At 68.4% G+C, this 25,114-nt stretch carries 22 protein-coding genes; 14 read left to right on the top strand and 8 right to left on the bottom strand.

The genetic code is table 11. The features are described from left to right. The first annotated feature begins 122 nt into the window (after positions 1-122). Both ACFXI3_RS20330 and ACFXI3_RS20325 read left to right on the top strand, forming a co-directional pair. The gene (locus ACFXI3_RS20330; protein WP_037715467.1) at positions 123-317 is read left to right on the top strand and encodes a hypothetical protein; all 195 of its coding nucleotides are present in this window, start codon (positions 123-125) and stop codon (positions 315-317) included. Between the two features lie 1,468 nt (positions 318-1,785). Further along, positions 1,786-2,241, top strand: a complete 456-nt coding sequence (locus ACFXI3_RS20325; protein WP_378401238.1) for a hypothetical protein — start codon at positions 1,786-1,788, stop codon at positions 2,239-2,241. Between the two features lie 10 nt (positions 2,242-2,251). Here the strand turns inward: ACFXI3_RS20325 and ACFXI3_RS20320 are convergent, their stop codons facing one another. Continuing rightward, positions 2,252-3,304 (bottom strand): reverse transcriptase family protein, encoded by a 1,053-nt coding sequence (locus tag ACFXI3_RS20320; RefSeq protein ID WP_378401237.1) that lies wholly within the window; start codon positions 3,302-3,304, stop codon positions 2,252-2,254. A gap of 229 nt (positions 3,305-3,533) precedes the next feature. On the opposite strand from ACFXI3_RS20320, the gene ACFXI3_RS20315 reads away from it, so the two are divergent. Next, positions 3,534-3,998: a MarR family transcriptional regulator gene (locus tag ACFXI3_RS20315; RefSeq protein WP_344271116.1), complete on the top strand. Its 465-nt coding sequence runs from the start codon at positions 3,534-3,536 to the stop codon at positions 3,996-3,998. Further along, entirely contained in the window at positions 3,995-5,593 is a 1,599-nt protein-coding gene (locus ACFXI3_RS20310; protein WP_378401234.1) for a chloride channel protein, read from the top strand. Before ACFXI3_RS20315 ends, ACFXI3_RS20310 begins: the two co-directional genes overlap by 4 nt. On the opposite strand, the gene ACFXI3_RS20305 is transcribed toward ACFXI3_RS20310, so the two are convergent. Then, a complete protein-coding gene (locus ACFXI3_RS20305; protein WP_378401336.1) occupies positions 5,583-6,911 on the bottom strand; it encodes a class I adenylate-forming enzyme family protein in 1,329 nt (442 codons plus the stop codon). The genes ACFXI3_RS20310 and ACFXI3_RS20305 overlap by 11 nt on opposite strands. Before the next feature lie 58 nt (positions 6,912-6,969). On the opposite strand from ACFXI3_RS20305, the gene ACFXI3_RS20300 reads away from it, so the two are divergent. The 5 genes from ACFXI3_RS20300 (at position 6,970) to ACFXI3_RS20280 (ending at position 11,848) form a co-directional block, all read left to right on the top strand. Beyond that, positions 6,970-7,878 carry an ABC transporter permease gene (locus tag ACFXI3_RS20300; RefSeq protein ID WP_344271122.1) on the top strand — a complete coding sequence of 303 codons (909 nt, stop codon included), beginning with the start codon at positions 6,970-6,972 and terminating at the stop codon, positions 7,876-7,878. A 93-nt stretch (positions 7,879-7,971) separates the two neighbouring features. Next, complete coding sequence (locus tag ACFXI3_RS20295; protein ID WP_378401232.1) at positions 7,972-9,051, top strand: glycoside hydrolase family 3 N-terminal domain-containing protein; 1,080 nt, start codon at positions 7,972-7,974, stop codon at positions 9,049-9,051. Between the two features lie 526 nt (positions 9,052-9,577). After that, entirely contained in the window at positions 9,578-9,895 is a 318-nt protein-coding gene (locus tag ACFXI3_RS20290) for a hypothetical protein (protein WP_378401230.1), read from the top strand. 316 nt (positions 9,896-10,211) lie between these two features. Further along, the gene (locus tag ACFXI3_RS20285; RefSeq protein ID WP_344271131.1) at positions 10,212-10,721 is read left to right on the top strand and encodes an isochorismatase family protein; all 510 of its coding nucleotides are present in this window, start codon (positions 10,212-10,214) and stop codon (positions 10,719-10,721) included. Between the two features lie 128 nt (positions 10,722-10,849). Continuing rightward, positions 10,850-11,848, top strand: coding sequence for a hypothetical protein (locus tag ACFXI3_RS20280; protein ID WP_378401228.1), 999 nt, complete (start codon positions 10,850-10,852; stop codon positions 11,846-11,848). Here the strand turns inward: ACFXI3_RS20280 and ACFXI3_RS20275 are convergent. The 4 genes from ACFXI3_RS20275 to ACFXI3_RS20260 all read right to left on the bottom strand — a co-directional run bounded on the left by ACFXI3_RS20275 (position 11,802) and on the right by ACFXI3_RS20260 (position 15,864). After that, complete coding sequence (locus tag ACFXI3_RS20275; protein WP_378401226.1) at positions 11,802-12,659, bottom strand: LysR family transcriptional regulator; 858 nt, start codon at positions 12,657-12,659, stop codon at positions 11,802-11,804. The genes ACFXI3_RS20280 and ACFXI3_RS20275 overlap by 47 nt on opposite strands. A 650-nt stretch (positions 12,660-13,309) precedes the next feature. Further along, positions 13,310-14,059 (bottom strand): SDR family NAD(P)-dependent oxidoreductase, encoded by a 750-nt coding sequence (locus ACFXI3_RS20270; protein ID WP_378401224.1) that lies wholly within the window; start codon positions 14,057-14,059, stop codon positions 13,310-13,312. 82 nt (positions 14,060-14,141) lie between these two features. Continuing rightward, the gene (locus ACFXI3_RS20265) at positions 14,142-14,426 is read right to left on the bottom strand and encodes a hypothetical protein (protein ID WP_344271141.1); all 285 of its coding nucleotides are present in this window, start codon (positions 14,424-14,426) and stop codon (positions 14,142-14,144) included. Between the two features lie 196 nt (positions 14,427-14,622). After that, positions 14,623-15,864, bottom strand: coding sequence for a PucR family transcriptional regulator (locus ACFXI3_RS20260; RefSeq protein WP_378401222.1), 1,242 nt, complete (start codon positions 15,862-15,864; stop codon positions 14,623-14,625). Between the two features lie 187 nt (positions 15,865-16,051). Between ACFXI3_RS20260 and ACFXI3_RS20255 the strand changes: the two genes are divergently transcribed. The 3 genes from ACFXI3_RS20255 to ACFXI3_RS20245 all read left to right on the top strand — a co-directional run bounded on the left by ACFXI3_RS20255 (position 16,052) and on the right by ACFXI3_RS20245 (position 20,763). Further along, on the top strand, positions 16,052-17,491 hold the full coding sequence (locus tag ACFXI3_RS20255) for a class I adenylate-forming enzyme family protein (RefSeq protein WP_378401220.1): 1,440 nt from the start codon (positions 16,052-16,054) through the stop codon (positions 17,489-17,491). A 75-nt stretch (positions 17,492-17,566) separates the two neighbouring features. Then, entirely contained in the window at positions 17,567-19,351 is a 1,785-nt protein-coding gene (locus tag ACFXI3_RS20250) for a DUF3556 domain-containing protein (RefSeq protein WP_378401218.1), read from the top strand. Then, positions 19,348-20,763: a phytoene desaturase family protein gene (locus ACFXI3_RS20245; RefSeq protein ID WP_378401216.1), complete on the top strand. Its 1,416-nt coding sequence runs from the start codon at positions 19,348-19,350 to the stop codon at positions 20,761-20,763. Before ACFXI3_RS20250 ends, ACFXI3_RS20245 begins: the two co-directional genes overlap by 4 nt. 3 nt (positions 20,764-20,766) lie before the next feature. On the opposite strand, the gene ACFXI3_RS20240 is transcribed toward ACFXI3_RS20245, so the two are convergent. After that, the gene (locus ACFXI3_RS20240) at positions 20,767-22,317 is read right to left on the bottom strand and encodes an FAD-binding oxidoreductase (RefSeq protein WP_378401214.1); all 1,551 of its coding nucleotides are present in this window, start codon (positions 22,315-22,317) and stop codon (positions 20,767-20,769) included. Positions 22,318-22,385: 68 nt separating this feature from the next. Here ACFXI3_RS20240 and ACFXI3_RS20235 point away from each other — a divergent pair, with 68 nt between their 5' ends. Continuing rightward, on the top strand, positions 22,386-23,456 hold the full coding sequence (locus ACFXI3_RS20235) for a DUF6670 family protein (RefSeq protein ID WP_378401212.1): 1,071 nt from the start codon (positions 22,386-22,388) through the stop codon (positions 23,454-23,456). Here the strand turns inward: ACFXI3_RS20235 and ACFXI3_RS20230 are convergent. Then, positions 23,437-24,030 (bottom strand): TetR/AcrR family transcriptional regulator, encoded by a 594-nt coding sequence (locus ACFXI3_RS20230; protein ID WP_344271158.1) that lies wholly within the window; start codon positions 24,028-24,030, stop codon positions 23,437-23,439. The two genes, ACFXI3_RS20235 and ACFXI3_RS20230, sit on opposite strands and share 20 nt — an antisense overlap. Positions 24,031-24,234: 204 nt before the next feature. Here ACFXI3_RS20230 and ACFXI3_RS20225 point away from each other — a divergent pair, with 204 nt between their 5' ends. Continuing rightward, positions 24,235-25,002, top strand: coding sequence for an alpha/beta hydrolase (locus ACFXI3_RS20225; protein WP_378401334.1), 768 nt, complete (start codon positions 24,235-24,237; stop codon positions 25,000-25,002). The last annotated feature ends 112 nt before the right edge of the window (positions 25,003-25,114 follow it).

Raw genomic sequence — 25,114 nt, 5'->3', positions numbered from 1 at the left:
CCATTCTGGCCTGACCGGCCGACGTGACCGGAGTCATCGGAACATCCGGTGCGGGTCGGCCGTTGAAGGGGTGTGCAGCGAGCGCGGAAAGCCGCGCCGACGCCGATCGGGGAGGAGCCACCATGCGAGACCTGACCACCGGATTGCACCCGGCGCCAGACCTCGTGGACGACACGGACGCGGCCCGGCAGGAGGAACGCCGCCGCAAGGCCGCGCTGGCCGTCGCGTCCCGGGCCAAGGACGCGCAGGAATGCGCCCTGCTGCTGGACATGCTGGGGCTGCACGCCCCGGGCGGCAGCCGGACCGAGGTCGCCTGAGTTCCGTCCGAGGGGCTCGGAGTTGTTCCGGGGTGTTCGAGGTATTCGGGCTCGGGGTATTCGGGCTCGGGGTGTTCGGGGGAAGAACACACCGCGACCGGCGTGCGGACCGGCCGCGGGCTTTGTCGGCTCGCGCGCCAGCGTGGCCCTGGGGAGGGCCGGGCTGGCTGCGACTGAGCGATAACGAGCCAACCGGCCCGGCTGCGGAGGCGGCCGGGCCGGTTGGCTTGTGGTGAGTGGTTTCGGCTCCGGAGAACGGGGAACCCAGCGGGATTGCCGGATGAAGCGGGGACCCGGTGGAGCAGTTGGAGATATCGGGGAACCCGGTGGGTCTGCTGGACGGGGCGGGGACCGGGCGGGGCAGTTGGAGATACCGGGGAACCCGGCGGGACTGCCGGACGGGGCGAGGGACCTGAAGGGGTAGCTGGAGAGGCCGAGGAACCCGGCGGGGTAGCCGAACAGGCCGGGGAACCTGACGGGTCAGCTGGACAGGCCCCGGAAGCTCGGTTAGGTCTGCCAGACGGAGCGGGGAACCTGGCGGGCGGCAGCGGGTTGATGTGAGGTGCCGGTGTTTCGGCTCTGTCTGGCGGGAAGTGCCCCCACTTTCGGGCAGAAACAATCCCGCGGCGTATAGAGATGCCGAGCTCGCGTGGCAACTGGCTGGCCCATCAGCGCCCGGCCCAGCCCAGCCCAGCCGTCGCCAGGCCCAGTCGTCGCCAGGCCCGGCCAATCATCGTCAGGCCGGGACCGGTCGCGTCCTGCCCGGCCGACTCCGCATCGTGGCGACCGACCGCCCTGCGGTCAGACCTCGCGCTCAGATTCCTTCCCGCCACGCCGAATCCCGTCATTGCCCACAGCCGGAGTCCCGACCCGCTGCCAAGCCGGATCTCGCACGAGCCCGCAGCTTCGACCTGAAGCGACAGCCCCTCGACCCGCCCCAGATCTCCCCGCTACGCACCCAGCGCAGCCTCCCAGGCCCCCAATCCCACGCCTGATTGGGCCGAACGGGTGAAATCACCGCCGGAAATCAAACTCAAATATCGCGCCGCCCGACCCCGTCGAAGCGCGAACCGCCCGGAGGCCCGCTCCGTTTGAGTGGAGCAACCCCTTGCCATGAAAGCGATTCGCGACCGCCGCCTCCGTCGGGCCCGGGGTGTTCACCGGGACCGGTCGCCCCACGATGCGGATTCCGCAGCAACTCACCACATCCGCATCGGCAACCCAACCCAACCCCCGAAACGAATGCGGAAACCGGCCCATGTGAAAAACCTCCGCAACCCCCGCCGAAGTCCCCGATTCCCTGAACTCCACAGGAATTCCTGAGCTTGCGCGGTCGGGTACTGTCGATGCCCCTGGGTGATATTTTGCTCCGAACGGCTGAGTGTCGCCGACGTATCTGTCACCCTGGTGGAGCATCCTGTACCGGGAAGCGGCCTGGGTCGGGACCGGGCGCAGGGGAGGAAACGCTGTGCAGTACCTGCGGGAAGACGAATATCTCACTCGTCAGCAGCGAGCGCTGGCGGAAATGGTGCGCCGGGGACGGCGGAAGCGCAGTTTTCAGCTCGCGGAACATCTGGCGGCGGAGGGCGGGGTGCATCGGTCGGACGTCCTCGCCGTGACCGCGCTTTTCCTTGCCTGCCAGGCGTTTCGGCGAGGCGACGCGGTGGCCGTGCAACGATTTTCGAGCGCGTTTCGCAGTTGTGAGCGAAGCAGCGTGGATCTTGCTCGGCAGCTCATGCGATTGGAAGCGGGCCGGGAACAGGGGTGGCTTCCGCGGGCGCATTATGACGAGCTTTTTTCCTACGCTTGGCGAGAAAACCGGCCCGACATTCTGGTCAAAGCCTCGTTGATTCAGCCGAGAGATGTTCCGGCGGCCGGATGGTGGGCCGAGATGGAGCGGAATCTCAGCCTGTTATCGGTCTGAACCACCGCGTTCACGGCCAGTCGATCCGGTCGAACAGGCCGCGCAATTTCGCGCCGCGAGTCTCGTTCGCGGCGCTGACCCACGCGATCCGGCCCAGCAGGTGCGCGCGGAAATCCGGGTGCCCGGCACGGTTCTGCGACGCCGGACCGGTCCGGACGCAGTTGTGCAGCACGGCCCGCAGCTCGTCGTACTCGGAGCGAGCGACGGCCGGCGCTGCGTTCACCACCAGGCCCGCGACGCGTTGCTGCCGGTAGGCCGGTTTCACTGACGTCTTGTCGTCGCGCAGGCGGAAGCCCTCGTCGGTCACGATCCGCCGCACACCGGGTAGCAGCCGATGCAGCGGCAGGCTCGCGTCGCCGGAGAAGGCGAGATCGTCCGCGTAGCGGGTGTAGTTCGCGCCCAGTACGGCGGCGAGGCCGGAAAGCCGGCGGTCCAAGCGAGTGGTGACGGCGTTCGCCACGGAGGGCGATGACGGCGCGCCTTGCGGGAGGTGCGTGCCGGCGAGGTGGTCCAGCATCCTCGACCGAGCGGGCGCGGCACGCAGGACGTCGACCGGGGTGCGAGTGGTGAGGATTCCGGCGATGGCGGCGGCGACGGCCGGCGGGTAGCCGGCCAGATCGAGCAGCGAGCGCACGCGGGTCGCGGAGACCGTCGGGAAAAACCCAGCCAGATCGAGCCGCACCACCAGGTCCTGTCCGGCGTGCGGCCGGGCGCAGGTGTGGATCGAGCGGCCGCGACGGAAACCGTGCGCGGCCTCGTGGACCGGCAGCGCGTCGAGCACGTGCCTGCGGACTCGGCGTTGCACCTCGGCCAGCCGGGGCTTCGGCCGTTCGATCAACCGCGCGCCGCCGGTGGACGTCGGGATCCAGCGGTAGCTGTAGTGCCGCAGCACGGGCCGCGACCGTCGGTGCCAGCCGCGTTCGTCGGCGAACCACGCCAGTTCGCCGACGGTGAGGTCCAGCGCCGCGGCGCATTCGTCGAACGTCGTCCACCGCGCGACCGGCCACCGCCACACCGGCATCGGTTCGAGGAGCGACGCGGAGGCGACTCGTTCTCCGTTCATCCGCGCTGTCTTGCACGCGGAGCGTGCCGCCGCTGCGCGGGGCGCTGTGGGTACGTGTCGTGCTGCTCCCCGGGGTTGCCCCGGAGTGGGTGGGTCTCCACCGGCTCACCTCCGCGTCGCTCAACGCCACCCTAGCCAAGATCACCGACAAAACGGGCAGCCGGGGAGAACGCCCTCGTGACCGAGCACACCCTTGACCCAGAGCCTTGTCTATAGCAACTTTTGCACTATGCAAGGTTTGCCGGACGACGTGGCCGATCTCGAGCGGCTGACTCGCGTGCTCGTGGCCGTGGCCTGGGACAGCGCGCACGCCGCCCCGCGCGGCGTCACCTTCCCGCAGGTGCGATTGCTCGTGGTGCTCGACAGCCTGGGACGCGTGCCGTGTTCGCGGCTCGCCGAGGCGATGGGGGTCAACGCCTCCTCGGTCACGAGGCTGGCCGACAAGCTCGAGGCGCACGGATACGTCGTGCGCGGAGAGGACGAGCACCGCCGCACGGTGGTGACGATCGAGGTCACCGCTGCCGGGCGCGAGGTCGTCACGGGTGTCGTGGACCGACGCCACCGCGCGCTGTCCGAGCTGCTGGCGGAAGTGCCCGCCCAGCGGAGCCAGGCGGTCTCGACGGCGGTCCGCGACCTGGTCGCGGCGGCGGAATCGGCACCCGGTGTGCCGACGGCCGGGCCGGGCCGGCTGTGAAGATCCCGGCGCGGGCCGCGCACCTCGGCGACTTCGCAGTCAATCCGCGGATGCTGCTGATCACCGCGATCGCGCTGCCGGTGGGCGGCGCGGCGGCGGTGGCGGCGTTCGCGCTGCTCAAGCTCATCGGCTTGATCACCAATATGGTCTTCTACCAGCGCGTCGCCACGGATCTCGTCGCGCCGGGCGCGCAGCACCACCCGTGGTGGCTCGTGCTGCTCGCGCCGGTCGTCGGCGGGCTCGTGATCGGCCTGATGGCGCGCTACGGCTCGGAAAAGATCCGCGGCCACGGCATGCCGGAGGCGATCGAAGCGATCCTCACCGGCGGCAGCCGGGTGGCCCCGCGCGTCGCGGTGCTGAAGCCGGTTTCGGCGGCGGTCAGCATCGGCACCGGCGGCCCGTTCGGCGCCGAGGGACCGATCATCATGACCGGCGGCGCGGTCGGTTCGATCCTCGCGCAGTTGCTGAAACTGTCCGCGGACGAACGCAAGACGCTGCTCGTCGCCGGTGCCGCGGGCGGGATGGCGGCGACGTTCAACGCGCCGCTCGCGTCGGTCCTGTTGGCGGTCGAGTTGCTGCTCTTCGAATGGCGTCCGCGCAGCCTCGTGCCGGTGGCCGCCGCGGTGTCGGTCGCGACGGTGTGCCGCGGTTTCCTGCTCGGCACCGGACCGGTTTTCGGGGTCCCGTTCACCGGCGCGAACCCCGGCCCGGCCGCGGACGGTCTCGCCCTCATCCCCGGACTCACCGGCGGGTTGCTGGCGATCGGCGCGACCGCGCTCGTTTACTTCGCCGAAGATCTTTTCGGGCGCTTGCCCGTGCATTGGATGTGGTGGCCCGCGATCGGCGGCCTCGTGATCGGCATCGGCGGGTTGATCGAACCGCACGCGCTCGGCGTCGGCTACGACGTGATCGACACGCTGCTCACCGGGCACGCGACCGCGTCGCTGATCGTCGGAATCCTGGTTGTGAAGACGCTGATCTGGGCGCTGTCACTGGGATCCGGGACCTCCGGCGGCGTGCTGGCACCAGTGTTCATGATCGGTGCCGCGCTGGGTGCGGCGGAAGGCGGTTTGCTGCCACACGTCGCGCCGGGATTCTGGGCTACGTGCGGGCTGGCCGCGGTGGTCGGCGGCGTGATGCGATCGCCGCTCACCGGAATTGTGTTCACTTTGGAGCTGACCCACGCGTGGAGTTATCTGTTGCCACTCGTCGTCGCGTCGTTCTCGGCGTACGCGCTTTCGGTGTTGCTGCTCAAGCGTTCCGTGCTCACCGAGAAGATCGCGCGGCGACGGCTGCACCTCACTCGCGAGTACACGACTGATCCACTTGAGACGTTCTTCGTGCATGAAGTGATGACGCACCAACCGGATGTGCAGATGTCGGCGGATGTCGTTGTGTACGCGGACGACACTCTGCGCGATGTCGCGAACGAACTGGCGCTCGGGCACACGACACAGGCGTTGGTGGTCGACCGGCACGATCCCTCGCGGGTGCTTGGCAAAGTGACGTTGGCGCAATTGCTGCACGCGCGACGGCGAGACCTGCACGAGGAGCATCACCGGGAACGGCTGCTGGGACCGTCGGTCAGCGCTTGAGCCGTTGTTTGTCCACTTTGCCCACTGGGGTCAGCGGCAGCTCAGCACTGAACTCCACAGTGGACGGTACGAAATGCTCGCCGCCGAGTTCTCTGCGGACCTGGTCGCGCAGTTCGTCGGCGGTTGTCTTGTCGGCGACCACGACTGCGCGCAGAAGGGTACCGTCCGGCCCGGCTTCCGGGACGACTGCGGCGGCTTTTACCCTGGGATGACTGAGAAGTGCGTGCTCCACTGTGGTCGAAGAGACTTTCGTGCCGTGCTCGCCGGTGACGATGACGTCGTCGATCCGGTCCTCTAGGTAGAGGTAGCCGTCCTCGTCGAAGCGGCCGAGGTCGCCAGTGTGCAGCCAGCCGTCGCCGATCGGCGGCTGGCCATGGTAGCCGTCCATCATGGACAGTCCGCGCACGAGTACCTCGCCGTTCTCGACGCGGGCTTCCATGCCTGGCACGATGCGGCCGACCGAGCCGAGGAGCTCCGGCCGGGCAAGGACTTCGTCCGCGGAGATACTGGCGATCATCGGCGCTTCGGTGAGCCCGTAACCCTGTCCGACGACCGGTCCGAACACCTCGAGCGCCTCGGCCAGCCTCCGGGGCGGCAACGGCGCGGCCCCGAGGGAAAGCTGCTGCACGCTGGATACGTCCGTTGTGGACAGATGCGGATGGTCGAGTACTGCGGCGAGCCGAGGCGGGGTAAGGGAAAACGTCGTGATGCGATGGCGCTCCACATCAGCCAGCAGCTTTTCGGCGTCGAACTGCCGATGCAGCACCACGGTGTTGCCGCAACAGAGCGCGCCGAGCACGGCGGCATTGCCGGTCATGTGCGTGAGCGGCGCGGTGACGAGAGCGGTTTTGGTGCCGTCCGGCTGGAAGATGTGGGCCACGCCGTCGTAAATGCCGCTGTGCCGGATCAGCTTCGGAGTTCCGGTGGTGCCGCCGCTGGGGAAAATCGCCGTGACTCGATCCGGCAGTGTGTCCGGAGTGGATGGACGCGCGGCGGCGAGCGTGTCGAGTTCGGTGTCAGTGAGCAAGGTCGCCCCGGTGGCCGCCAGCGTCGCCGCCCGCGCCGGACGGCTCGCGGACGCGGCGATCAGCACGATTTCCAGCCCACGCAGTTGCGCGGCAAGCTGAGCGAGCACCACTTCCGGCCGGTTCGCGGCGTCGATCGCTACCATGCCGCGCATCTCGGCGAGTCCAGTGTGCAGTCGCGACAGCAGCTCTGCTGCCGCCCGGTACGTCATCGTGGTGTCGTCGTGGTGGAACAGCACGGTGTCGCCGCCGTCGCGGAGTGCGGAAAGGACGCGGGACAGGAAAAAGCTCACCCGGCACACCGTAGTCGCGTGTTGGCCGGGACCGGCGATCGCGGCTAGGTTCGGTGTCATGACCGCTCCGCCCGCGATCGACGCGGACCCGAGAAGCTGGCGCCGCGCCCTCGCCGACCTGCGGGCCGGGCTGCGTGCCCGGGAACTGTGGGCCTTGCTCGCCTGGCAGGACATCAAGCAGCGCTACCGCCGTTCGTCGCTGGGGCCGTTGTGGATCACCGTCGGGATGGCGGTCACCGCGCTCGCGCTGGGCGTGGTGAACTCCGCGTTGTTCGGTACCTCGATTTCGACGTTGCTGCCGAGCATCACCACCGGGCTCATCCTGTGGAACTTCATGAACGGCTGCATCGTTGAGGGTTCGGAAACGTTCATCGCGAACGAGGGGATGATCAAACAGCTGCCGGCACCGGTGTCGGTGTACGCGCTGCGCACGGTGTGGCGGCAGGCGTTGTACCTGGCGCACAACCTTGTCGTGTACGTAGTGGTGCTGGCGATCTTCTTCGGCAAGCTCTCGCAGCCGTACCGCTTGGTGGACAAAGCGGGCGCGCTGCTGCACCCCGGGCTCGGCTGGGGGATGCTGCTCGCGGTGCCCGCGCTGCTGCTGGTCTTGCTGAACGGTGCGTGGGTGGTGCTGCTGTTCGGGGTGGTGTCCACGCGGTTCCGCGACATCCCGCCGGTGATCCAGAGCTTCATCACGATGCTCTTCTACGCGACGCCGATCATGTGGTCGATGGACCAGGTGCGCGCGATGAATCAGGCCTCGCACGAAGGTTTCGGTTCTGTCGCGGTGAATTTGCTGCAGCTCAACCCGGTGTACCACTTCGTCGAGATCGTGCGCGCGCCGCTGGTCGGGCAGCAGCAGAGCTGGACGCACTGGCTGGTCGCGGGCGTGGTGACCGTGGTCGGATGGACGCTGGCGTTGCTGGTGCTGCGCAATTACCGGGCCCGGGTCGCTTACTGGGTCTGACGTCCACTTAGGACTTTTCCGTCGACAGCTCGATCGGCCGAGCACGCGCGCGGGGTTTAGCGTGGTCCCACGACCCGCGCGAACGGAGGCCCCATGAAGCGTCGGAAGGCATTGCTGGCTCTCGGCGTGACGGTGCTCGCGATGAGCACGGTCGCCGCCACCCCCGCCGAACTCGCCCCGCGGCAACTGGCCGGACAGCGGGTGATCTACTCCTATCCCGGCCTGACCCCGCCCGACGCTCTGCTGCAACGAATCCGCGCCGGGGAAGCCGCGGGCGTGATCTTCTTCGGCGAGAACATCTCGAACTCCCAGCAGATTACCGGCGTCATCCGACAATTACGGGACGCGAACGCGCAAAGCCCGGTGCATCGGCCGTTGTTGCTGATGACCGACCAGGAAGGCGGCAAAGTCCGCCGGCTGCCCGGGGAGCCGGTCCTGTCGGCGAAGCAGGTCGCTCAGTCCTCGAACCCGTCCGCCGCGGCGCAGGCCGCAGGCACCGGTGCGGGCCAGAACCTGGCCGGGGTGGGCATGAACGTGAACCTCGCGCCAGTTCTGGATGTCTACCGCCAACCGGGCAATTTCATCGACAAGTACGGCCGTTCTTATAGCCAGGATCCCCAGGTGGCCGGTGCACTGGGCCGAGACTTCGCGACCGCCCAGCAGTCCACCGGAGTCGCCGCGACCGCCAAGCACTTCCCAGGGCTGGGCGCCGTCCCGGCCGGAAGCAACACGGATGTCGGGCCGGTAACGTTGAACGTGCCGTTGCCTGAACTGCGCGCTAAGGACGAGGCTCCCTACCACCCGGTGGTCGATGCCGGGGTGAAGCTGGTGATGCTCTCGTGGGCCGTGTACCCGGCTCTGGACGCTTCCCGCCCCGCCGGACTCTCGCCGGCGGCCGTGCAGGAACTCCGCAACGGCACGGGGTTCGCCGGGGTGACCGTGACGGATGCTTTGGAGGCTGGCGCGCTGAAGTCTTATGGCGGGCCGGGGAACCGTGCTGTGCTGGCGGCGAAGGCGGGGATGGACTTGATCCTGGCCTCCGCTCGAGACGTGAGCCAGGGTGATGATGCTGCTTCCTCGCTGGCCGCGGGATTGTCGGACGGATCTTTGCCGAGCGGGGAATTTACCGCGGCGGTTGATCGGGTGTCGACGTTGCGGGACGGGGTGAAGTAGGGCCTTTGATGGTGGGTTGAGGTTCTGCTCGCCGCTGCGGGGCTTCTCCTTGCCGTGTTCTTGCTGCTGAGCCCCGAGCGCACTCCCGTGCGACGAGGTTCTCGCATCGCTGCTGGTGTTGGTCGCACCTGAGGCGTGCTTCCTCGCGCGGCAAGGTTCTCGGCGCTGCCTCGGTGTTCTCTGCCGCGCGGCTCCGCCCTGGATCCTGCCCTTGAGCTGCCACGCCACGTCGCGAGATTCCGGTATTGCTCCTCGCCGCGCACGACAGCTCTCGGTATTTCTCGCGGGTTCGGCTCCGCCGCGCATCCAGTCAGCGGTGTCCTTCGTTCGCGCTAACTGCGAGCCTGGTCGTCGTAGAGGCCTCGCTAGCGACGTCGTAGCCGGTACCTGCGCGGCACCCCACCCGCCCTCCGCGATTATCCAGCAAACAACCCCCGTTCCGGTGACACCCGGCGGTGTGGACATCGCGCTGTCGGCGGGCCGAACGGGCACCCTTGCGTGCGACCCACCCACGACGGGAGGACGAATGCAAGCTTGGTGGCTCCTGGTGGCCGTCGCCGCGGTGTTCGTGGTGCTGGCCGTGGTGTTCCTGCGCCGCGCCGCCCGGCGTCGCTCCGCTGTTCCTCCGCCGACCACCCCGCCCTCCGCGACCTCCCCGACCTCCCGGCCGGACGACTCGATGCGCCGCTGGGTCTCACCGTCGGACGACGTGCCCCGACGCGCCCGTCACCGACTGGACGAGGCGCACCCTCTGGCGCGCTACCCCGTCGCCCGGCAACGTCCGGTGCGCCACCCTCGGCCGTCAGCGCAGCCGGATTCCGCACAGGAGCCACGAGACTCGTAGCTTGCGGGATCTGGTGGCAGGCCCGACGGTCGTCGCGGAAGTACTGTCAGCGAGCGGTTTCGGCGGATGGGTCGCCGAATGCTCGCCGGCGGTTGCCGGAAACTCGCCGCCCTGCCCGAAGGCGCGCTGCGGCTGGAGCTCTGGAAATTCGCCAGCGCCGGAACCCGGTGGGAAATCCTCTTCAGCGGAGGCGTTGCCGCTCCAGTGCGACGCTGTCAGCTCATCAGGGCGTTGCCCCGCGGCTTGCCCAGTGTTCATCCCTGTGGGCGAACGCCGAGCCCCGTTTTTTGTCGGTGCCCGCTGAGATGCTTCCGGCATGGTTCCCGTGCTGCTTCTCATCGACGTCCAGAACAACATGCTTCTCCCGCCCACCCCAGTGCCCGATGCCGACCGAGTCGCCGCCGCGATCGCGCGTGTCCTGGAGCGTGCGCGAGCAGCGGGTGCCCAAGTAGTGCACGTCCGGAACAACGGCACCGGCGACGACCCCGACGTGCCCGGCACCTCCGGCTGGGAACTGGTGCACGACGTCCGCCCGGGCGAGCACGTAGTCGACAAACAGACACCCGACTCCTTCGCCGATACCTCGCTGGGCTCCTTGCTTGCGGAGTCAGCCCCGCTGGTCGTGGCCGGAATGCAGAGCGACTTCTGCGTCCGGGCCACCTCCTTGGCCGCCCTCAACCGCGGTCATGAGGTCACGCTGGTCCAAGACGCCCACGCCACCTACGACGACGAACTCCCCGCCGCGGAGGAGAGCGCCCGGGTGAACGAGGAACTGTCCGCAGCAGGCGTGAAGCTGGTCGGCAGCGAGGAGGTGCTCTTCGCCTGATCCCGGCACCGTCGAGGGGCGGCAATTGCTAAGTCGATGAGCCTCCGCAGGATCGATCGATTTCATCGCTGAATCGCAGCGAAAACAGGCGTTGGACTGGCTGGTCGCCGTCGGCCAATACTCAGCCCATGACGTCTGAGCCCGGCGACTCCGCCGAGGATCCAGCCCGAAGCGACGACCTCGACGGTGGCGTGCCGGCGGACCGGTCCGCCGACACCGAGCCCGGCCTCGCTGCGAAGAGCGACGCGGGCGATCGTCGGGTCGCACAGGACAACGTTGTTCTCGATGCGGCGAGCGACAGCACGGCGGCCGGTGCTGAGCCGGTGGCGACTGTTGAGCCGATGGCGGGCGTCGACCAGGCGGCGAGTGTCGATGCGATGCGGGGTGGCGAGTTGGTGGCCGACGTCAGTTTGGCGACCGGTGCCGAGCCGGTGATGGCCGTCGAGTCGATGGCGGGCGTTGACCAGTCGGCCAGCATCGACCCGGTGGCGGGTGGGGAGCCTGCTACCAACGTCAGCTTGGCGACCGGTGCCGAAGCGATGGCGGGTGTTGACGGGGCGGCGAGTGTCGATCCGGTGCCCAGCGCTGAGTCGATGGCCGTCAACCCGATGGGGAGCATCGGCCCAGTGCCTGGCGTCGAGTCGGCGGTCAGCGCCAGCTCGGCAGCAGATGCCGTGGCCGACGCCAACCCGGTGGCGGGCAGCAACTCTGCTGGCGGACTCAACCGGGCCAATGCCGAGCCTGCGGCCAATGTCGGCAGGGCGGCCAACGGCAGCCCGGTGCTCGGCGGCAATTCGGTGCGCGGTGTCGGGCCGGTCGTGAGCCCCGGCTCGGTGGCCGGCGTCGAGCCAGCGGTGAGCCTCAACTCGGAGGCTGGCGTCGAGTCGGAAGTCGGCGTCAGCCCGGCAGCCGATGTCGAGCCGGTCGACGGAGAGACTCGCGACGCTGTCCGGTTGCTGCGGCGGCTCGGCGGGCGAGCGTTCGCGTTGGCGTTTGTCGCGGGGATTACCGGGCTGACGACCGTCGCGTTGGTGTTGGGGTTGGTCGGCTTTGCGCTGGTGCTCGCGCCGGTGCGTGGGGTCAGGCGAGGAGGTGGGCCAGCAGCGCCCGTGCCGCCGGGTTGGTGAGGTTTGGCGAGCGGCCGGTCAGGTAGATCGTGCGGGCCAGCGTCGGCTGGGTCAGGTGGGCGAACGGCAGCCCGGACCTCGCGGCGACCTGTTCCGGAACCACGGTGACGCCCAGGCCGGCCGCGACCAGGTCGACTAGCAGTGGGACGTTTGTCGCCTCGCATACCTGGTCGCGGCGGGCTCCGGCTTCGGTGAAGGCGCGGTCGACCAGGGCTTGCAGGCCGCTGCCGGTGAAGTCCACGAACGGTTCGCCGTCCAGCTCCGCCAGCCGGACTCGGCGGCGGGGCGACAGGCGGTGTCCGGGATGGGTGAGCAGGACCAGGTTTTGCTGCCAGCTGGCGAATTCGGCCAGATCCTCCGGCAGCGGACCGCCCACATAGGACAGATCCAGTTCGCCGTCGGATACTGCGGCGGTCAGTCCGGGGATCGTGCCTTCCCGGACACGCAGCCGGATTCCTGGGTAGCGGGCGCGGAATTCGCCGAGTTTCGCGGGCAGGTCGATGACGGTCAGGGTCTGGATGGTCCCGATCGACACCCGGCCGCGCGCGAGGCCGGTTACCGCGGCGACCTCACCTCGGGCGGAGTCGACGTCCGCGGCGATTTGGTGCGCCAGGGGGAGCAGGGCCTCGCCTGCGGGAGTGAGGGTCACCCGGCGGGTGGTGCGGTCGAACAGGTCCGCGCCGAGGTCGGCTTCCAGTTTCCGGATCGACGCGCTGAGAGCGGACTGCACGACGTGCACGTCTTGGGCGGCGCGGGTGAAGTTGCGGTGCCGGACTACGGCGAGGAAGTGTTCGACCTGCCTCAGCTCCATCGGCTTCGCCTCCGTTCGCGACCGGGGAGACCGGCGCTTGGTGAACGTACCGCGTGGGCTCGTTCGCGACGGCGGATCTAGGCAGGGGCCGCGGCGGCGAGGCCCGATGGTGGGCCGGGGCGAGAGGCGATGGGTTCGCGCGGCCCGCGGGCTCGACGACGAACTGCGGCGGTTGGACGCGGAGGGCCGGTTCGCGCGCTGGTCTCCGTGCCGGGGCTCAGTGGCCGGGGCGGTGCGCGTGGCAGGGCTGGGGTGGCTGCGTGTGGCGGGGTTGGCTGACGGGGAGGCTGCGTGTGGCGAAGTTGGTTGGCTGAGGCGGCTGGCGTGTGACGGGCTCGGTTGGCTGAGGCGACTGGCGTGTGGCGGGGTTGGCTAGCCGGGGTGGCTACACGTGGCTGGCTTGGCTGACCGGGGTGGCTGGCTTGGCTGATCAGGGCGGCTGCGTTTGGCGGGTTGGTTGGCTGGGCGGCTGCGCGTGGCGCGCTTGGTTAGCTGAGGCGGCGCGCAGCTGGCTCGGGTTAAGCCGGGGCGTCCGAACGGGCTCGCCAGCGGGAGCGGGCCAAGCAGCCAGAAACACAGCCAGAGTGCACACGACACCGCACCGAGGCTTACGGGGCTCCCGCCCAACTCCGCGGAAGCCCCAGAAAACCTTACTGGGCCGTGTAACCCCCGTCGGCCATGATCTCTACCCCGGTTACGTACGAGGATTCCGCGGAAGCCAGGAACAGGATCACATCAGCGACCTCCTGCACCTCCCCGGTGCGCCCCATCGGCACGCCCTCGACCTGCTTCGCTCGCCACACCGGGTCGGTGGAGCCGCGGGAGGTGCGCATGGGCGGCAGCAGGCCGGGCGCTACCGCGTTGACTCGGATGCCCTCGCCTGCATAGTGGACCGACGCGGTGGTCGTCATCGCCTTGATCGCGCCCTTCGAGGCGGCATAACCCAGATGCACGCCGATCTGACCGATCGAGGCTGAGATCGACGTCAGGTTCACGATCGAGCCGCCCCTGCCGGACATCGCTGCGGCGCCATGCTTGATGCCCAGGAATACTCCGCGGGCGTTGACTTGCAGCAGGCGGTCATAGAAGGCCGTGCTCGTGAGATCCGGGTCGAAGGTGCCGCTGATCCCGGCGTTGTTGACCAGGACGTCCAGCTTTCCGTGCTGGTCCAGGACGGCGCCGAGGACAGCCGCCCAGGAGTCTTCGTCGGTGACGTCCAGGCGGCGGTATTCGGCCTGGCCGCCGAGTGCGCGGATTTCCTCGGCTACGGCGGCGCCGTCAGCGTCTTCGACGTCGGTGACGACGACCGTCGCGCCTTCGCGGGCGAAGGTGAGGGCGGCCGCCCGGCCCATTCCGCTTGAAGCGCCGGTGATCAGGGTGATCTTGTCGGCCAATCGCATTTGGGATGCCCTTTCGCTGGTGGGGACCCCAGTCTGAGCATGCGCGTCGGCGGGCCGTCGGCGAGGGGGTGGCTCAGAAAGATCAGGCCAGCTCAGCGGAGACGACGGACGACAGGTCGCGCAGGGCGTCCAGCAGCGAGTCGAGCGCATCGGGGCTGACCAGGACCGTGCTGACCATGCTGCTTTCCCGGACGCCTTCGCGGACGTCGACGGACAGCTCGTGGATCAGCTTCCCGTGCTGGGTCAGCGTGGCGACCAGGCCGGGGATCTGGTCGATGCCGCCGACGAAGTACGTCGCGATCCGGCGGCGGACCAGCATGGCCGGGGCGGAGGTGTACGGGGCCGAAGAAAAAGTGCTCAGGGACATGGCGTTTCTCCAGGAAGAAGGATCTGGCGGGAAGAGGGCCAGGTCCCGGAGAAAGGCGTACGCCGACTTGCGCGCCGGCAGCCTGGTTCAGCCGGCGCGCTGGGTTACGAGTCGCTCGGACGTCATGAGGCGCAGCACGGCGACAGGCTAACACGGCATCCCGAGAAGGCAAAGGAATCCACAATGGACAGACGGGTCAGCCGGGTTCGTTCCACGGCAGCCGCTTGCGCAGCAAGGTGGCCGCACGCAGGGCGACTTCCACTTCCAGCCGGTGTTCGGAGAGCGGTCGTCCGCACAGTTCCTCGGCCTTGCGGACTCGATAGTGGACGGTGTTCTTGTGCAGGTGCAGCCGGGCGGCGGCGTGCGTGTAGCTGCCGTCGGTGTCGAGGAAGACTCGCAGGGTTTCGCGCAGCTGTTCGGCACCGGGATCGTCGGCGACGAGGTCTCCGAGCACCCGCGCGATCCATCGATAGACATCGTCGGACTGTTCGGTGAGCAGGGCGGCGATCGCGACGTCGTCGAACAGCACCACGTTCTGGCTCTGGTCCTCGTTGGTCTCCGCGACCGCCCGTGCCCGGACCGCCTCGCGCAGCGAACCGCGGAATCCGGCCAGTCCGTAGCCGGGCGCGCCCAGAGCCAGCCGCAGGCCGCCGCCGATGTCGGTGACGCCGGAGCGGAGCCGGTCGACCTCGATGTCGTCGCGTTCCGTGCTGACCGTCCAGCTCCACAGCGTGCGGTCGTCAGCCAGCATGGTGAGCGCCGGACCGCGTCCGCACACCTCCTGTAGCAACCGGGCCGCGGCCTGCAGCTCGCCCGCACCCTCGGCGGGCAGCCACGCGACGGCCGCGCGGTGCCACTGTCGCATCGGGAAGGCGAGAAGCTGCTGCGCGGAGTCCTCGGTCAGCGTGTCCGAATCGAGGACCAGCCGGATCTGCGCCGCCCGCGCGGCTCCGGTGCGGCTGCTCCAGCGGCGGCGTTCGGTCTCGAAGATGTCGATGAGGCCTTGGATGACCTGGTCGATGTAGCGGTTGGTGCGGCGGGACAGTTCGGCGAGCACGGCCAGCGCGAGCTGGGTGTCGATGTTCGGCTGCCGCTCCAGCGCCTCGATCGCCCACTGTTCGAACCGGTGCTCGCCGAGCCGGTACGCGCGCAGCAGCGCTTCCAGCGACAGCTCGTGCTGGGCGAACCGGCGCGCGTACTCGGCCGCGGCGGGCGGGACGGTGATCCGGTCGAGCGGGATGGAATGCGACAGCATGTCGAGGATCGCGACCAGATTCGCCGACGTGCTGGCGATCATCAGCTTCCGGACCGTCTCGTCGTGCCGGAACTCCGGGATCATCTCGACGAACCAGTCGGTCAGCTCGGTGGTGCGCGCGGTGAGATCGGCGTCGATGGCGTGCGCGATCTCGGCCACGACGGCGTCGACGGCGTCGGACATGGCGGTCAGGGTAACCACCGGGCCGCCGCGGCGACAGGCGAGCGGCGTCGTTCACCCCCTCGGTGCAGGCGGTTGTGACCCCGGCACAACGACCGGCGAAGCCTTCGGTTCTGCGGCCTATGGCCTGGGTCACGGCCCGTCCTTACCGTCATTTCCCACTAAGCCGCCCTGGGAAAGGACTTCGACGATGCACCTCGCGGCCCTGCCTGAAGAACGAGCCCGGCGGAACCCGAACCTGCCCTGTCTCGCCGATGAACACGGCGAACTCGGGAATGCCGGATTCGCGGTGCGGGTGCGCAGTGCGGCGGCCTCGTTGCGGGCCCGAGGGGTCGGCGCGGGCGATGTGGTCGCGGTGCTGCTGCCGAATCGGGTCGAGTTCGCGGTGGTGTTGTTCGCGGCCTGGCGGCTCGGGGCCGCGGTCACGCCGGTGAACCCGGAGCTGACCGACGGCGAGGCGTCGTTCCAGATCGCGGATGCGAAGGCGAAAGTCGTGGTGGGACAAGAGGATTCGGATCTGGTGACGCTGCGGCTCGAGCAACTGGCGACCGCCGCGCCGGACGAAGGGCCGGTGGCCGACGACGAGCATGCCGTCGCGTTGCTCATTTACACCAGCGGCACGACGGGACAGCCGAAAGGCGTCGTGCTCGACCACGCCAACGTGCGGGCGATGACCGAAATGATCGTCAACGCGCTCGAACTCGGCCCGGCGGACCACAGTTTGCTGATCTTGCCGCTGTTTCACGTCAACGGAATCGTGGTCAGCGTGCTTGCGCCGCTGCTCGCCGGCGGCCGCTCGACGATCACTGCGAGATTCCGCGCCGACGACTTCTTCGACACGATCGAACGCGTCCGACCGACGTTTTTCTCCGCCGTACCAGCGATTTACGCGCGGCTGGCGGGTCTTCCGGAGACTGTTCGGCCGGACACTTCGTCGCTGCGGCTGGTGGTTTGCGGTGCCGCGCCGATGCCCGCTGAGCTGATCCAGCGTGTCGAGCAGCGGTTCGGGGTGGTGGTCGTCGAGGGGTACGGACTGTCCGAGGGAAGCTGCGCGTCGACGCTGAATCCGCTGGCCGGGCCGCGTAAACCGGGCACAGTCGGGCGTCCGCTGCCCGGACAGGAAGTCGCGCTGATGGATCCACAAGGCAGGCTGACCGACGGCCCCGGCGAGGTCGTGGTCCGCGGCCCGAACGTGATGCGCGGTTACCTCAACCGGCCCGAGGCCACCGCCGCGACGATCGTCGACGGCTGGCTGCACACCGGCGACGTCGGGCGGTTCGACGAGGACGGTTACCTCGTCCTGGTCGACCGCATCAAGGACATGATCATCCGGGGCGGGGAGAACCTCTACCCCAAGGAGATCGAGAACGCACTGCACGCACACCCGGCGGTGCTGGAAGCCGCGGTGGTCGGCGCGCCGCATCCGGTGCTCGGCGAGCTGCCGGTCGCGACCGTGACGCTGTACCCGGCCGCGGTCGTGAGCGAGGCCGAGCTGCTTGACCATTGCCGCGCCCGGCTGACGCGGGTGAAGGTGCCGGTGCGGATCGACATCGTGCCCGCGCTGCCGCGGAATCCAGTCGGCAAGATCGACAAACCGGCGCTGCGCCGGGAACTCGCCGCGGCTGGCTAAACCCGCTCTCAAAAGAACAATCCGTGCCCGCATCAGCGGGTCCGGTCGATGCTGCCCGGAGAAAGGCGGAGAACAATGGGGTTCAAGACAGGGGATTTTCCCCCGGTCGATCCGGAAACCTTCCTGCGGAAGCCACTGTTCGAACGGACCAAGGCGCTCGCGCTGCACTGGGTCCAGTTCGGCTTCGGCTCGCCCAAAATGATTCCGGCTACGTATGTGGTGAAGCTGCTTTTCCTCTACGTGCTGGCCGGGGTGGCGCTGGTGACCTCGACGTCCGGCGTCGGCCCGTTCTGGGACATCGCCGCGTGGTGGCATGAACCGGTCGTTTACCAAAAGCTCGTGCTGTGGACGGTATTGCTGGAAGCGATCGGCGTCGCCGGTTCCTGGGGACCGATCGCGGGCAAGTTCAAGCCGATGACCGGCGGGATCCTGTTCTGGGCGCGGCCCGGGACAATCCGGCTGCGACCGTGGAAGCGCGTGCCGTTCACCAAGGGCGACCGGCGAAACGGCTTCGATGTGCTGCTGTACCTGGCTTTCCTCGCGACACTGCTGACCGCGATCGTGCTGCCCGGCGTCCCGGACGCTGCGTTGTCGGCCGCGCTTCCGGGCAACACCACAGGGCTCGTGCGTCCGGCGTTGCTGATCGCGCCGATCGTGCTGTACGTGCTGAATGGCTTGCGGGACAAGACCGTTTTCCTTGCCGCGCGGGGTGAACAGTATCTGCCCGCGTTGGTGTTCTTCGCCTTCCTTCCGTTCGTGAACATGATCATTGCCGCGAAACTGCTGATCTGCCTGGTCTGGATCGGCGCGGGCGTCTCGAAGTTCGGCAAGCACTTCACGAATGTGGTGCCGCCGATGGTGTCCAACAGTCCGTGTGTGCCGTTCAAGTGGCTGAAGCGAGCGCATTACCGCGATTTCCCGAACGACATCCGGCCGTCGAAGCTCGCGTCGTTCATGGCGCACGTCGGCGGGACGACGGTGGAAATCATTGCCCCGCTGGTGTTGCTGTTCTCCACCAATCACTGGGCCACGCTCGCCGGCGTCGCGCTGATGGTGGTCTTCCATCTGTTCATCACGTCCACGTTCCCGCTGGCGGTGCCGCTGGAGTGGAACATTCTCTTCGGCTACCTCGCGATCTTCCTGTTCCTCGGCTTCCCGGCGAGCGCTGGATACGGCGTCGGCGACATGACGCCGGGCTGGCTGGCCGTCGTGATCGCGGCCGCGCTGCTGTTCTTCCCGATCCTGGGCAACCTGCGGCCGGATCTAGTGTCGTTCCTGCCGTCGATGCGGCAATACGCGGGCAACTGGGCGTCGGCGCTGTGGGCCTTCGCGCCGGGTGCCGAGGCGAAGCTGAACACGTTGCCGCACCGGCCGACGAAGAACCAGGTCGACCAGTTGCAGGAGATGGGCTACCCAGCCGAAATCGCCGAGATCACCATGCAGCAGACGATCGCCTGGCGGTCGATGCACAGCCAGGGCCGCGGGTTGTTCTCCGTGCTCGCGAAGAACCTGCCGGACCTCGACGCGCGGACCGTGCGCGAGGCCGAATTCGGCTGCAACTCGATCCTCGGGTTCAACTTCGGCGACGGGCATCTGCACGGCCTCGACTTCGTCAACGCGGTGCAGAAGCGGGTCGGATTCGCCCCCGGGGAGTGGATCGTGGTGTGGGTCGAATCGCAGGCCATCCACTCGAAGGTGCAGCATTACCAGGTGATTGACGCGGCGCTGGGCGTGATCGAGCGCGGCCACTGGACGGTGGCCGACGCGGTCAACGAACAGCCGTGGCTGCCGAACGGTCCGATTCCGCTCACCGTCACCTGGACCGCTCACCAGGCCAAGACCGGCAGCGTGCTGGCATGACTACGGCGGTGGTGGTCGGCAGCGGTCCCAACGGGCTCGCCGCGGCCGCCGTGCTGGCGCGCGCCGGCGTCGACGTGACGGTGCTGGAGGCCACCGACGAGATCGGCGGCGGCACCCGCACCTACGAGGCGATCGTCCCCGGCCTGCTGCACGACCACTGCTCCGCGACGCATCCGATGGCGGTCGGCTCTCCGGTGCTGACCGGCCTCGGGCTCGACCGGTACGGTCTGCGCTGGCGGCTGCCGGAGATCGACTGCGCGCACCCGCTCGACGACGGCACCGCCGGGGTCCTGCGGCGCTCGGTCTCCGCCACCGCCGCCGGGCTCGGTCCGGACGAACGCCGCTGGTCAGCGCTGTTCTCCGCACCGGCGCGGAACTACGACGCGCTGAGCGAGGACATTCTCGGCCCGCTGCTGCGGGTGCCGAAACATCCGTTGCTGCTGGGCAGATTCGGCCTGCCGACGGTCGCTCCGGCGACCGTGCTGGCCCGGTACTTCCGCACTGAACAGGCTCGTGCGCTGTGGCTCGGCGTTGCGGCACACGCGTTCCGGCCATTGGACCGTCCGCTGTCGTCGGCGATCGGGCTCGGCATTCTCACCGCGGGTCACCGGCACGGCTGGGCGGTGGCCGAGGGCGGGTCGCGGGCGATCAGCGACGCATTGGCCGCGTTGGTGGCCGACTTCGGCGGGAAGATCGAGACCGGCGTGCGGGTGCAGGCGGTTTCGCAGCTGCCGCGAGCGGATGTGGTGGTGTGGGACGTCGGACCTCGCGCACTGGCATCGGTGCTCGGCGATCGATTGCCGCCGCGGATCCGGCGGGCGTACGAGCGGTTCCGCTACGGCCCCGGTGCGTTCAAAGTGGACTTCGCGGTGCAGGACGGGATTCCGTGGCGCTCGCCGGAAGCGCGGGCGGCCGGGACTGTCCACTTGGGAGGTTCTGCGGCGGAAGTCGCTTCGGGTGAGTGTGAAGTGCACAATGGACGGATGCCGGAGCGGCCGTTTGTGTTGCTGGGTCAGCAATACCTGGCCGATCCGTCCCGTTCGGTCGGTGATGTGCATCCGGTGTGGGCGTACGCGCATGTGCCGCATGGCTACTCCGGCGACGTGACCGAGGCGATCACCGCGCAGATCGAACGGTTCGCGCCGGGGTTCCGGGAGCGCGTCATCGGTTCGGTGACCACGTCGTCGGCGGAATTCGCTGCGGGGAACCCGAATTTCGTCGGCGGGAACATCCTCACCGGAGCGAAAGACGTGCGACAGCTGGTGTTCGGGCCGCGGGTGACCCTGCAGCCGTACGATGTCGGCGTTCCAGGCCACTTCGTGTGTTCCGCGGCCACGCCGCCGGGACCAGGCGCGCACGGGATGTGCGGCAGTCACGCGGCGGCGCGGGCGTTGCGGTATCTGCGGCGGTAAGGACTAGCGGAGCAGGACGCCCGGGTTCAGCACTCCGGCTGGGTCGAGGGCGTCCTTCGCCGCGGACAGGGCAGCGGCGAACGGGTCCGGGCGCTGCCGGTCGTACCACGGGCGGTGGTCGCGGCCGACCGAATGGTGATGGGTGATCGTGCCGCCATTGGTCAGAACCGCTTCGGACACCGCGGTTTTCAGCTCGTCCCACTGCGCGACGGTGCTGCCCCAGCGGCCGGTCGCGTAGATGCCGTAGTACGGCGCGGGGCCGTCCGGGTAGACGTGGGTGAACCGGCAGGTCACCACGCCCGCGCCGCAGATCTCGGCGATCGCCGCGTTCGCGGCCGTCGTGACTGCCTCGTGCAGCGACTCGAACGCGTCCCAGGTGCAGGCCGTTTCGAAAGTCTCCACCACCATCGACCGGCGGGCGAGCGCGTCGCGCTGGTACGGCATCCGCAGGAAGGCCGATCGCCACGCCGAACCGGATTCGCCGCGCCGGGCGGTGACGGTGCCGCCGTGGTCCGCGGCGAGTTCGAGCGCGCGGTCCAGCCAGGCGTCCACCGGATGGTCGGCGGACTCGAACGCGAGCAGCAGCAAGCCGTCCGCCTGGACCCCGGTGTTGAGGAACGCCTCCGCCGCGTCGAGGAGGCGGCAGTTCGATGGGTACAGGCCGGACTGGGCGATCGCCCGGGTCGCTCGTACTGCGTCGGCGTACTTGGTGAAGCTCACCGACGCTTTCGCCTGCCAGCGGGGACGTTCCTGCAGTCGCATCCACGCTTCGGTGATCACGCCCAGTGTGCCTTCCGAGCCGAGGACCAGCCGATCCGGCGACGGTCCGGCCCCCGAACCGGGCAGCCGTCGCGACTCGCTGACGCCGGCCGGAGTCACGACGCGCAGGGACTCGGTGAGGTCGTCGATGTGCGTGGCCAGCGTCGCGAAGTGGCCGCCGGCGCGGGTCGCCAGCCAGCCGCCGAGCGTGGAGTGCGTGAACGACTGGGGGTAGTGCCGCAGCGTCAGGCCGTGCGGGCGGAGCTGGTCCTCCAGCGCGGGCCCGTACACCCCGGCCTGGATGCGCGCGGCGCGGCTCGTCCGGTCGATCTCCACGACCTGGTCGAGATGGCCGAGGTCCAGCGACACCGCGGGGGCCGGGAAACGCGGTTCGATGCCGCCGACGACGGAACTGCCGCCGCCGTAGGGGATTACCGGCGTGCCGCTGGTGGAACACCAATCCAGGAGGTCGAGCACGTCCTGCTCGGACTCCGGGCGCGCGATGATGTCCGGCACCGCCTCGACCCGCCCTTCCAGGTTCCGGACGACGTCCCGGAACGCCTTGCCGCGCGCGTGCGACAACCGGTCGGCCTGGCCGGTCGAGCACAGCCGGGCCAGCGCGGCGGGCGGGCGGAGCCGGGACGGCGGCGCCGGCAGGTCGTCCGGCGAGGGAGGAGCGTGGTCGGTGAAGTCGTGGGCGGGAAGGAAGGCGGACGTGCGCGCGACCAGCGCTTCCGATTCTTCGGCGGTCAGCGCTTCTTCGGTGTCGCCCCAACCCCACCAGGACCGTGTCATCCGACTGCTCCCTTCCGAATTGACCCTAGAGTAACTTACTCTAGGGTAATAGGCACTGAGGAGGAAAGATGAGCGTGCTGACCGCTGCCGCGCCGTTCGTGGTGAACCGGGTGCTCCCTCGCTTCGACCAGCGGATCGAGGCGTCCGCGAAGCCGTTCGACCGGCCTGGTCTGCTGCGGCCGCATCCGGACTCGCGGACCTGGGCGTGGACGCACTACGGCATCTTCGTGCCGGAACTGCCCCGGCCGCACCGCTACCTCAACACCATGACGCTGATCGGCAGCACCGGTGCGGTGTGTTTCGACAACGATTACCTCGCTACCTCCGATGCGCGCCGCACCACCACTGTCTTGTCGTCTACTGCCGCGCCTGGACATCATCACTATCAGGCCTACGATTCGCACACCGAATGCCGCTTCGCGGAGGACGGTTCGCGGCTGGAGTGGGATTCGGATCTCGCTATCGAAGCGGCGCATCCGTCGTATCAGGTGCATGCGCGTTACGACGGGTTCTCGGCGGATCTGGCGATTACTGCTACGCCGCAGGTTTCCTGGTTCGTGCGGAATCCGGCGTATGACCACTTGAGTTTGCTCGCGACCTTCACCGGGATGATTACCGACGACACTGGCGAGACCGAGATTGGCGGGCTATGCACTGTCGAGTACGCGCGATCGGTTTCGCCGCAAGCACTTCGGCGTACACCGTTGCCGCTGCGGTACAAGCTGCCGATCGACTTCTTTACCTATCAGATCATCAACCTCGATGATCGGACGCAGCTGTTGCTGACCGATGTTCGGGCGGCTGGGGCTACGGCTTGTCGGCTTGCCTATGTGCGCACGCTTGACGGGGATGCTGCGGTGTTTCGTGATGTCCAGTTCGAGGTGGACTATCGGGACGAGCCGGAGATTGATCCGCGAGGGCGGGAGATGCGGGTGCCGGAGCGGTTTCGGTGGACCGTGCGGGACGGGGTGGACGAAGTCGTGGCGGTGGAGGCTGTTGTGGACAGTCCATTGCGGTACGGGCATGGGCGCGGTTATGTCGGCGCGTACACGTATTCCGGCGCGTTTCGGGAGCGGGCGGTGTCGGGGAGCGGGTATTTCGAGTGGGTGGATTGCGAAGTCAGCCGCGCAGGGAGGTGAGGATTCTCGCGCAGCGTTGGGTGGTGGTTTCGGCGGTTTCTTCCGGGTGCTCCAGCCACCAGTTGACGGTGGCGGCTACCGCGCTGTACCAGATTCGGGCGAACAGGGAGGCGTCGGCTGGGTCGGCGAAACCGGCTGTGGACAAGGCTTCTTGGGTGCCTTCCGCGCCGAGTGCGGACAGTTTGCGGCGGTAGGAGCGGGCTGCTTCGTCTACCGCGGAGTTCGGGGGGAGGGTGGGGTCCCACAGGACTGCCCAGTCGAGGCGGCGGGGTTCCAGGGTGCGGAAGATGGCGTCCAGGGTGTCCAGGGCTCGGGTGAGGCCGGTGCCGGTTTGGGCTTCGGTGACCGCGTCGACCAGCGGGGCCGCGCCGCGGTGCAGGCAGGCCAGGTAGAGGCCGTCTTTGGACTCGAAGTAGCCGTAGACGAGCGGTTTGGAAATTTCCGCCCGGCGGGCGATGGCGGCTACTGAGGCGTGGGCGTAGCCCTGGGCTCCGAACTCCTGGACGGCGGCGTCGAGGATCAGCCGCTCCCGTTCGGGACGCGGCATTCCTTTGCTGCCTGCCGAATTTGCCACGGGGCCAGCATAGCCGATGTCGGCTGCTGGGCGGTTGGGTCCATTGTGGACTCTAGGGTGCGGTGGTCGGGTAGGCTGCTCGCACAGGTTTTCGCGAGGCAGGGGAGTGTCGCTGTGTCTACTCATCATCTTGTGCTTGACGGTGCGGACATCGTTTACGACGTGCATAACCGGCCGGTTTCGGAGGTGGACCGGCCGTTGGTGATGATCGGGCAGCCGATGGATGCCAGTGGGTTCGGGACGCTTGCGGGGTTGTTTCCGGAGCGGGCGGTGGTTACTTACGATCCGCGCGGGCTCGGGCGGAGTACTCGGTCTGACGGGGGTACGGAGAATCGGCCTGAGGTGCAGGCTGGGGATGTGCATGCGGTGATATCGGCTCTTGGGGTGGGGGCTGTTGATCTGTTCGCCAGCAGTGGCGGGGCGGTTACTGCGCTGGCGTTGGTGGCTCGGTATCCGGGGGATGTGGCGAAGGTGGTGGCGCATGAGCCGCCGGCTATCGCGGCGTTGCCGGATGTCGAGGGGGCGGCTCGGGCTTGTGATGCGGTGACTGAGCGGTATTTGGCTCGGGGGTGGGGGTATGGGATGGCTGCGTTTATCGCCATGACCAGTTGGGTTGGGGAGTTTACTGAGGAGTTCTTTGCGCAGCCTGAGGTTGAGCCTGGGCAGTTTGGGTTGCCTGCCGAGGATGACGGGAAGCGGGATGATCCGTTGTTGTCCGCGCGGTCTCGGCCGGTTATTGACTTTGTGCCGGATTTTGCTGCGTTGAAGGCTGTTGAGGGGCGGGTTGTGCTGGCGGTGGGGGAGGAGACCGGGGAGACGTTTACTGGGCGGACTGTTCGGGCTCTTGCGGCTCGGTTGGGGGTGGGGGTGACTGTGTTTCCTAGTCATCATGGGGGGTTTCTTGGTGCGGAGAATGGGTATCCGGGGCAGCCGGAGGCGTTTGCTGTTCGGTTGCGGGAGGTTTTGGGGTGATTGCTCGTCGCCTGGCGGCGACATTGCGCCCTGAGTGGGGCCACCACCCCGAAGTTTTATTGTCCTGACGGTTCGGGGGTGCGTGTCAAGGCGGGGAAGATGCCTTGCCAAG

Origin of the sequence: Amycolatopsis sp. NPDC059235 (genome assembly GCF_042754125.1) — a bacterium.
GTDB classification, from domain to species: Bacteria; Actinomycetota; Actinomycetes; order Mycobacteriales; family Pseudonocardiaceae; genus Amycolatopsis; species Amycolatopsis albidoflava.
The sequence above is the reverse complement of the archived record's forward strand: the minus strand, read 5'-3'. Positions and strand labels throughout refer to the sequence as shown.